The organism is Mesorhizobium sp. M7A.F.Ca.CA.001.08.2.1 (assembly GCF_003998455.1).
Taxonomy (GTDB): domain Bacteria; phylum Pseudomonadota; class Alphaproteobacteria; order Rhizobiales; family Rhizobiaceae; genus Mesorhizobium; species Mesorhizobium ciceri.
In genome coordinates this window covers 1-7,485 of the sequence record NZ_RZPW01000270.1, presented here as the reverse complement: position 1 = coordinate 7,485, position 7,485 = coordinate 1, and the positions used below count along the sequence as shown (strand labels likewise).

Genomic DNA, 7,485 nt, shown 5'->3' with positions numbered 1-7,485 from the left:
ATCGACACCAAGCACATCGTGGCCGGCCGCAACCAGAGCCTCGGCCACATGGCGGCCAAGCAGGCCGCTGGCTCCGGTGACGATGGTTTTCATATCTCGGCCTCGGCTCCGCAATTCAGCGGCTTGAATATCATTGATGGTCATACAAATCGAGCACATGCCTGACAAGCGTTGTCAAGGCCATTTCGCGATGGGCAAATAGCGCATACGCTTGTCGGAGCGCGGTGCGCAAGGCCGACCAGCACGCTTTGCGTCGAACGGGATTGACTTGGCATCCACTAGGGTTTTTTGTATGAGCATCAACGATCGGTCAAAGGAGCTCGCCATGTCCGTGGACAGTTTTTCCTCACATCGGCACGATGATGCGGTGCGCCTCGATCCACGCCGTGCGGCCATTATCGTCATCGATATGGTCAATGAGTTCTGCAAGCCCGGCGGGGCCATGGTCCTGCCTGGGTACGAGACGCTGGTCGCGCCGCAACTGGCCGTGATCGAGGCCGCGCGCGCCGCCGGCGTGCCGGTGATCTGGGTCCATGACAGCCACCGGCCGGGCATGCGACGCGAGCGCGAATGGCTGAAGCGCACACCGCATTGCCTGGATGGAAGCTGGGGGCCGGAGATCATCGAGGATCTCGGCGCCCGCGATGATGAGATCCATGTCATCAAGCGGCGCTACTCGGCCTTCTTTCAAACCGACCTCGACCTGACGCTGAAAGACATGCAGGTCGACCAGTTGGTCATTTTCGGCGTGGTCACCAACATCTGCGTGCGCTCGACCGTCCATGACGCCTTTTTCCAGGGCTATGAGGTGGTGGTGCCAAGCGATTGCTGCGCAGCAACGGGACCCCGCGAGCAGGAAAGCTCGCTCTACGACATAGCGACCCATTTCGGCGTGGTCAGCGATTCGGCTGATGTCGTCGCAGCCCTCCGCGACGGGACGTCGCTTCAACCAGCGGAGGTCGCGGCTTGAGCTTTTCCAAACCGGCGACATCCGAGACAGCGGCGATAGGAGTCCGGTGTGACGACTGAAAAGAAACCGCAATCCGAAAAAGGCGCGACCTCGAAAACGCCGAGCGGCGATGCACCCCCGAGCCGCGAGCAAGTGCTGCAGCAATACGCCGAGACCGGCTATGAACTGGACCGTCACCCGGCGCACGTCATCCGCCGGGCGCATCAGCGCGCGACACTGCGCTTCCAGCAGGTCATGGCCGGCGAAGACCTTTCGCCAACGCAATTCGCGGCGCTCGCCACGATCCTCAAGCATGGCGAAGTCTCGCAGAACCATCTCGGCCGGCTGACGGCGATGGACCCGTCGACCATCAGCATCGTCATGCGCAAACTGCTCAAACACGGGCTGATCACGCGCAGCGCCTCCGAAACCGACCAACGCCTGACGATGATCGCGCTGACCAGCAAAGGAACCGACTATACGCTGGAGCGGCTCGAACGCAGCGTCGAGGTCGGGCGGCGGTTCCTGTCGCCGCTCTCCCCGGCTGAGCAGGCGACGCTGCTTCGCCTGCTCCAGCGCATCAATGACGACGACCCAACGAATGGCGACGGCGGCAAATAAGCCTCGTCCAGTCCTTTTTTCCATAACAGCAAAAGTGAGAACCGATGTCGTCCGACCTCCAGTCGTCTGCCAACACGCTCGTCGTCCGCAATATCGGTCTCATGCTGAGTGGCGATCTCGCACAACCGATCATCGACGCCGATACCATCGTCGTGAGCGATGGACGCATATCAGGCATTGGCAAGGCAGGCGACATTGATGGCGGCAGCGCGGCGACGATCATCGATGCGATGGGCTGCGCGGTCGCGCCGGGTCTTATCGACAACCACGCCCATCCGGTGGCCGGCGACTGGACGCCCCGGCAGAACCAGATCGGCTGGATGGACTCGACCGTGCATGGCGGCGTCACCACGATCATTTCGGCTGGCGAGGTCCACACACCGGGCCGACCGCGCGATCTTGTCGGGCTGAAGGCGCTGGCGATCGCTGCCCAACGCACCTTCTCCAACTTCCGTCCGAACGGCATGAAGATCCTGGCCGGGGCACCGATCCTGGAACCCGGCCTTACCGAGGAAGACTTCCGCAGTCTCGCCGAGGCCGGCGTGACGCTTGTCGGCGAAGTCGGGCTTGGCGGCGTCAAGGATGGGCCGACCGGCCGGAAGATGATCGCCTGGGCGCGCAAATACGGCATGACCTCGATGACCCACACAGGCGGCCCGTCGCTGCCCGGCTCCGGCCGCATCGGCGCGGATGTCGTGCTGGAGGTCGACGCCGACATCGTCGCCCACGTCAATGGCGGGCCAACCGCCCTGCCCGAGGCGGAAATACGGCAGATCTGCGAGAAGGGCTCGAGGGCGCTTGAGATCGTCCACAACGGCAATCTGCGCACCGGACTGTTCGTGCTCGACCTGGCAAGGCAGCGCGGCGAACTTTCGCGCGTCATCCTGGGCACGGACAGCCCGGCCGGATCCGGCGTGCAGCCGCTCGGTATCCTGCGGACCCTGACCATGCTGGCTTCGCTTGGTGGTATCGCGCCGGAAGTGGCGTTCTGTTTTGCCAGCGGCAACACGGTGCGCGTGCGCGGACTGGATGATCGCGGCATCATCGAGGTCGGGCGCGCCGCCGACCTGATCTTCATGGATCAAGCGATCGGCGGTGCCGGCGACGGGCTGCTCGACAGCGTGGCGCTCGGCAATCTTCCAGGCATTGGCATGGTCGTGATCGACGGCGAGGTGCGGACAGGCCGCAGCCGCAACACCCCGCCGGCGATACGGGTGCCGGAAATCGTCCCCAGTTGACGAGGTTCAGGGTATGTTGAGGTTCAGGTCGCGACGAGCCGTTATATGCGCGAAGTTTTTGCTGCCTCGGCCAGCTCGGCCATCAGCTTGCTAGCGGAACGCAGTTTTTCTTTGCCCAAGCGATTGGACAGTTCCGCTTTAGCCAAGTTCCACAACGGGAGCGCATCGACGACAAGCTTGCGCCCAGATATCGTTAGGCCAATCTGCTTTCCCAAGCGGCCGCGTCCGCCCTTTGAATGAACCACAAGATGCCCTTCCAAGTTCTGAAGATTTCGGCTCAGGGTCGTCGGGTCGCCTCCCGCGCTGTTCGCAAGATCGACGAGTGTCGTTCCCTCAACCGCTCCGATGCCCACGAGGAGGCTGAACTGCTCGGCCGTCAGCCCGAGCGGTTTGAAGCAGGCGTTGTAATAGCGCGTGACCGCACGCGCCGTCGCACGAGCCTGAAAGCCCGGACACTCCGCCGCCACGCCTTTCAACGTTTCCGGATCAAAACCGCTCACGTCCGCCCTCTAGACAATTTCATCCTCGGATAATAGTGTATATGCATTATTAGGAGAATTCCATGCCAGCGTACGTGCATATCAATCTGCGCATCATCGACGCCGCCAAACAGGCGGCTGTCGCTCCGCGCTTTCAAGCGGCTCTGCAAGAGGCCGGCGGGCGCATCTTACATTTCGGCCCTGTTGCGCAGGTTCTTGAGGGCGAGGACGCGCCGCTCCCGATGGCCGGCGTATTTGAATTTGCAACCCTCGCTCAAGCGCTGGCGTTCTACAATTCCGAGAGATACGCGCCGATCAAGGCCGAGCGTCGGGAAGCCCAAGAGGCACGGATGTTCATAGTCGAAACCGGCTAAGAACGCCCTCGTCGAGTTGCATCATTTCGGACGCCAAACAGAACTCATCCGACGGCTGGAAACTGAACTCCGGTTCTATTTCTTCGACTTTTTTGTGTGTCGCAAATATCTTTATTTCTCAGAACCGGAGCGCAGCGTACTTTCGGGTACGCGAGCACGGGAAGCGCAGGAAATCAACGTTTGCAGGCCGGCATCGCCTGAATGTCGGTTATCCTAGCTGACGCCGTCCTTGCCGACGACCTTGTCTTTGGTCAGTCCGCCGACGCGCGGGTGCGGCCTGCCGGAATCGGTGACGGCGATAGCGACGACAATCTCGTCGGCACGCGGTGCGTCGGGAATACGAACTTCCATACCGTCGAAATGGCTGCGCACCCGCGCCGCATCCTTGTGACCGAGCGGAATATCGAGCGGCACGCCGAGGCCGCCGCGCTTCTTCGATGAAGGAATGAGCGCGGCGCCCTTGCCGAGCACATCGCGGAACGGGGCGCCGAGCTTTGGATGAAGGATGGCGGCGGCATGTTCGAGCTCGCCATCGGCGCCGACGGCGGCCGCCTTGCCGAAGCTCTCGACCCGGTCGCCGGCAATGCCCAGAGCAGCGACGGCGCGCCTGGGCAAGATATCTCCCAACGCTTCGCCGATGGCGCTGAGTGCCGACAGATCCTCAACGTAGGTACCCGCATAGGGGTTGCGGATGACCGCAATGGCTGCGGCACGCCGCGTCGGCGGATCGACAGGCCGCCCGCCTTCGATCCGGGTTTCCTCGACGATGGTGATGAAACGGCGGATTTCCGGGCTCATCGCAATCCGTCCTCGCCCTTGATGTCGGCGGCGGCAAGGCCGCCGACCCGTGCATGGACGCGTGCGCCGGTGGTCATCACCAGGATGACCGCCATTTCGTCGCTGCGCGGTGCATCGGCAATGCCGATCTCGATCGCATCGAAATGGCTGCGCACATAGGAGGCGTTTATGTGCGTGATCGGGATGTCGATGCGCGTTCCGGGGCCGCCGACTTTCTTGGTCGAAGGCACGATCGCCTTGGCATTGCCGAGCAGTTCGCGCATCGCGTAGCCGCCCGGATTGTGCCAGAGCGCGCCATGTTCAAGCTCGCCGGCGGCGCCGACTATGGCACCCTTGCCATAACCTTCGATGGCCTGGCCGCCCTCACCAATGACGTCGATCAGGCGCCGAGCCATATCGAGACCGAGCGGCTTCAGGTCTTCCATGAAGCCGGTGATCTCTTCGACATAGCGTCCGGCAAAAGGGTTGGCGATGACCGCGACGATCGCGCCTCGCTTGAGCGGGCGTGCCGCGTGGGGTCCGCCCTCATGGAATATCTCTTCGATCTGAACCAGAAATTTCCTGACCACCACAGCCGGCATTGTTCTCTTCCTTCATCCCGTCGTTCATAAAACTCGTTAGAGTATCAACAATTATGCCTATCGACATTTGTCAAGCACAGACGTCGAGCAAGCGGGCGAAGGGCCAAGAAAACTGCATCGGATGACGATTGACAGCCTGTTAAGCCGCTCCTAAACTCATATGACCATCAACGAACTCGCCGTTGTCCCGGCGATGTGTGGGGGATGGTCAAAGCGTGGCTTCAAAAGCTGAAAAAAGCTGAAGGGGAATGACATGAAAAGGGCGCTCAAGAGTTTATTCCTGGCCGGCACGATGCTTGCCATTTCGTTCGGACCGGCCGCCGCACAGGCCAAGGTTTCCGTGGCCGCCATCTCGGGATACTTTGCACAGGGTTTTGGCGTTTCGATCGTCAACGGCCTCAACAAGGCCAAGACCGATTTCGGCATCGATCTCAAGCTGGTCGACACCGGCAATCGCGCGCTCGACTACCAGCAGCAGTTCGAGAATCTTGCCAAGGGCAAACAGTACGACCTGATCTTCGTGATGGGCTGGGAGCTGGTGGACTCGCTGCAAAAGGTCAGCGCCGAATATCCTGACCAGCGCTTCGTGTTCATCGATGGCGTCCTCGACAACCCCAAGATGATCTACGCCAATTTCGCCGAGGAGCAGGGATCCTTCGTCGCCGGCGCGCTTGCCGGCATGATCGAAGCCAAGGGCACCGCCTTCGACAAGATCGGCGACGGCAAGGCCATCGGCTTTGTCGGCGGCCGCGATATCCCGGTGATCCGCAACTTCCTGGGCGGCTACGAGCAAGGCGCCAAATATGCCGCGCCCGACGTCAAGGTGAACTCCGTCTTCGCCGGAACCTTCGACGACCCGGCCAAGGGAAGCGAACTTGCCCAGGCGCTTTACGGCCAAGGCTCCGACATTGTCTACAACGTCGCCGGCCCGACGGGTGAAGGCGTGATGCAGGCAAGTGCCGCGGTCGACAAATATTCGATCGGCGTCGACATCGACATGTGCGGCTCGGCCCCCGGAAATGTGCTCGCCAGCATGCTGAAGCGCGGCGACATCGCCGTCTATACGTTGATCAAGGACGAGGTCGAGGGCCGCAAGATCACCGCCGGCACCCGCACTTTCGACCTCGCCTCGGGCGGTGTCGAGGTCAAGGTCTGCGATGACATCGCCGCCAAGATCCCGGCAGAGATGACCGCCAAGCTCGACGAGATCAAAAAGGGCATCGTCGACGGCAAGATCGTGATCGCCAAGGCGAAATAAGCCAACACCAGCGCCTCCCTCCCAAGAAAGCGCTAGACTGATCCGCCGCGGCTTGCCGCGGCGGATCAGTGTCCAATCTGCGAGAGCCATGTTGTCGAACACGCCGGGGTCGCCGACCCTCCACAGCAATGCCGCGATGGCCGTCGAGTTGACTGGCATCACCAAGCGTTTTGGCGCATTCGTCGCCAATGACGGCATCGATCTTGCGGTCCGCCGCGGCGAGATCCACGCCATCATCGGCGAGAACGGTGCCGGCAAGACGACGCTGATGAACATCCTGCTCGGCCTCTTGCAGCCGGACGAAGGCTCGATCCGGCTGAACGGTGAAGAGATCGTGATCGCCGACCCGTCCGTGGCGATAAAGGCCGGCCTCGGCATGGTTCACCAGCATTTCAAGCTGGTTCCCTCGCTCTCGGTTGCCGACAACGTCTTTCTCGGCATGGAAATCCGTCGCCATGGACTTATCGACCACGCTGCGCAGGTGGCGCGAACGCGCGACCTGTCGAAGCGCTTCGGCCTGCAGGTCGATCCGACCGAGCGCGTCGGGCTGCTCTCGGTCGGCATAGAGCAACGCATCGAAATCCTGAAGGTCCTGGTGCGCGGCGCGCGCACCATCATTCTCGACGAACCGACCGCGGTGCTGACGCCGCAGGAAAGCCGCGAACTGTTCCAGACGCTGCGCAGCTTCGTGGCCGAGGGCATGACGGTGATCTTCATTTCGCATCACCTGGAAGAAGTGATGGAAGTGTCCGACACGGTGACGGTGCTGCGCAACGGCAGGAAGGTGGCGACCCGGCCGACGGCCGAGCTCAGCAAGGACCAGTTGGTGCACATGATGGTCGGCCGCGAAGTCAGCTTCGACCGCCGGCCGCGCGCTTCGCTGCACGGGGACGTAGTGCTCCAAGTCAAGGATCTGTGGGCGCGCGACGATCGCCTGCTGCCGGCCCTTCGCGATGCCAGTTTCACGGTCCGCTCCGGCGAGGTGGTGGGGATCGCGGGTGTGGCCGGCAATGGACAGACGGAGCTGGCGGAAGTGCTTTCGGGCCTGCGGCCGGCAAGCCATGGCGGGGCTTGGCTGAAGGGCCAGAATCTCACCGCTCTCTCGCCCGCCGCGATCCGCCAGGCAGGCCTCGCCCATGTTCCAGGCGACCGCATGGTACGCGGGGTCGATCGCAACGCTTCGATAG

General features: G+C 62.3%; 10 protein-coding genes. 6 read left to right on the top strand and 4 right to left on the bottom strand.

Annotation, left to right across the window (positions count from 1 at the left end; all coding sequences use genetic code 11):
• The coding region (locus EN914_RS17345; RefSeq protein ID WP_127389173.1) for an NAD-dependent epimerase/dehydratase family protein at nt 1–93 on the bottom strand (93 nt) is incomplete at its 3' end.
• 232 nt (nt 94–325) lie between these two features.
• Between EN914_RS17345 and EN914_RS17340 the strand changes: the two genes are divergently transcribed.
• From EN914_RS17340 to EN914_RS17330, 3 genes are read left to right on the top strand one after another with little or no spacing between them, the layout of a single operon-like run.
• Nucleotides 326–970 (top strand): cysteine hydrolase family protein, encoded by a 645-nt coding sequence (locus tag EN914_RS17340; protein ID WP_024502292.1) that lies wholly within the window; start codon nt 326–328, stop codon nt 968–970.
• Between the two features lie 48 nt (nt 971–1,018).
• The gene (locus tag EN914_RS17335; protein WP_024502291.1) at nt 1,019–1,570 is read left to right on the top strand and encodes a MarR family winged helix-turn-helix transcriptional regulator; all 552 of its coding nucleotides are present in this window, start codon (nt 1,019–1,021) and stop codon (nt 1,568–1,570) included.
• 44 nt (nt 1,571–1,614) lie between these two features.
• On the top strand, nt 1,615–2,808 hold the full coding sequence (locus EN914_RS17330) for an amidohydrolase family protein (RefSeq protein WP_024502290.1): 1,194 nt from the start codon (nt 1,615–1,617) through the stop codon (nt 2,806–2,808).
• Between the two features lie 41 nt (nt 2,809–2,849).
• On the opposite strand, the gene EN914_RS17325 is transcribed toward EN914_RS17330, so the two are convergent.
• Entirely contained in the window at nt 2,850–3,308 is a 459-nt protein-coding gene (locus EN914_RS17325; RefSeq protein WP_127389172.1) for a MarR family winged helix-turn-helix transcriptional regulator, read from the bottom strand.
• Nucleotides 3,309–3,370: 62 nt separating this feature from the next.
• Between EN914_RS17325 and EN914_RS17320 the strand changes: the two genes are divergently transcribed.
• Nucleotides 3,371–3,661 carry a DUF1330 domain-containing protein gene (locus EN914_RS17320; protein ID WP_013530299.1) on the top strand — a complete coding sequence of 97 codons (291 nt, stop codon included), beginning with the start codon at nt 3,371–3,373 and terminating at the stop codon, nt 3,659–3,661.
• Nucleotides 3,662–3,874: 213 nt separating this feature from the next.
• On the opposite strand, the gene EN914_RS17315 is transcribed toward EN914_RS17320, so the two are convergent.
• The gene (locus tag EN914_RS17315) at nt 3,875–4,459 is read right to left on the bottom strand and encodes an amino acid synthesis family protein (protein ID WP_024502289.1); all 585 of its coding nucleotides are present in this window, start codon (nt 4,457–4,459) and stop codon (nt 3,875–3,877) included.
• The gene (locus EN914_RS17310) at nt 4,456–5,040 is read right to left on the bottom strand and encodes an amino acid synthesis family protein (protein WP_024502288.1); all 585 of its coding nucleotides are present in this window, start codon (nt 5,038–5,040) and stop codon (nt 4,456–4,458) included. The genes EN914_RS17315 and EN914_RS17310 overlap by 4 nt, the downstream gene beginning before the upstream one ends.
• Before the next feature lie 253 nt (nt 5,041–5,293).
• On the opposite strand from EN914_RS17310, the gene EN914_RS17305 reads away from it, so the two are divergent.
• Nucleotides 5,294–6,298, top strand: a complete 1,005-nt coding sequence (locus tag EN914_RS17305; protein WP_013530296.1) for a BMP family protein — start codon at nt 5,294–5,296, stop codon at nt 6,296–6,298.
• Between the two features lie 88 nt (nt 6,299–6,386).
• Nucleotides 6,387–7,485 (top strand): ABC transporter ATP-binding protein (locus EN914_RS17300; protein ID WP_127389171.1); only part of this gene is annotated, 1,099 nt, incomplete at its 3' end.